The 882-nt window shown below is 61.3% G+C and carries 1 protein-coding gene and 2 pseudogenes; all 3 read left to right on the top strand.

Translation table 11 applies throughout. The features are described 5' to 3' along the window. A pseudogene (locus ASN89_RS28405) lies at positions 1-135 on the top strand (NADH-quinone oxidoreductase subunit B); the annotation flags it as partial. 17 nt (positions 136-152) lie between these two features. Continuing rightward, positions 153-746: an NADH-quinone oxidoreductase subunit C gene (locus ASN89_RS26485; RefSeq protein WP_058051332.1), complete on the top strand. Its 594-nt coding sequence runs from the start codon at positions 153-155 to the stop codon at positions 744-746. Then, positions 746-882, top strand: a pseudogene (locus ASN89_RS28860) (NADH-quinone oxidoreductase subunit D); the annotation flags it as partial. The gene ASN89_RS26485 and the pseudogene ASN89_RS28860, both read left to right, overlap by 1 nt.

The raw sequence follows: 882 nt of genomic DNA, 5'->3' as shown, positions 1-882 counted from the left end.
GTGGTGCGCGGTTGCGACCGCATCGTGCCCGTCGACGTGTATGTGCCTGGCTGTCCTCCGACCGCTGAAGCCTTGCTGTACGGCATCATGCAGTTGCAGAACAAGATCAAGCGTACCAGCACGATCGCACGCTAACCGGGCCGCTTCAGATTATGACAACACATTTAGAAGTATTGCAAAACGCCCTCGGCACTGCCCTGGGCGATCGCGTTAGCACGACGGTTGCGCTGGGCGAAGTCACCCTGGTCGTCAAGGCCGAGGACTACCTAGCCGTAATGCAGACCTTGCGCGACGATCCGGCCCTGCATTTCGAGCAATTGCTCGACCTGTGCGGCGTCGACTACTCGACCTATGGCGACGGTAGCTGGGATGGCCTGCGTTTCGCGGCCGTCTCGCACTTGCTGTCGGTCAAGCACAACTGGCGCGTGCGCGTGCGCGTGTTCGCGCCGGACGACGACATGCCGCTGCTGCCTTCCGTGGTGAGCATCTGGCGCGCCGTCAACTGGTACGAGCGCGAAGCGTTCGACCTGCTGGGCATCCTCTTCGAAGGCCACAACGACTTGCGCCGCCTGCTGACCGACTACGGTTTCATCGGCCATCCGTTCCGCAAGGATTTCCCCGTCTCCGGCTATGTCGAGATGCGTTACGATCCGGAACAAAAGCGCGTGATTTACCAGCCCGTGACGATCGAGCCGCGGGAAAACGTGCCGCGCGTGATCCGCGAAGAACATTACGGGATGAAATAATGGCTGAGATTAAGAACTACACCCTGAACTTTGGGCCACAGCATCCGGCCGCGCACGGTGTGCTGCGCCTGGTGCTGGAGATGGATGGCGAAGTCATCCAGCGCGCCGACCCGCATATCGGCCTGCTGCACCGCGC

Source organism: Janthinobacterium sp. Ant5-2-1 (assembly GCF_001445815.1).
Classification (GTDB): domain Bacteria; phylum Pseudomonadota; class Gammaproteobacteria; order Burkholderiales; family Burkholderiaceae_D; genus Janthinobacterium; species Janthinobacterium lividum_E.
The sequence above is the reverse complement of the archived record's forward strand: the minus strand, read 5'-3'. Positions and strand labels throughout refer to the sequence as shown.

What these genes read in the sequence shown, in the direction of transcription:
- ASN89_RS26485 (WP_058051332.1), top strand. Translation starts at nt 153, where the DNA reads ATGACAACACATTTAGAAGTATTGCAAAACGCCCTCGGCACTGCCCTG.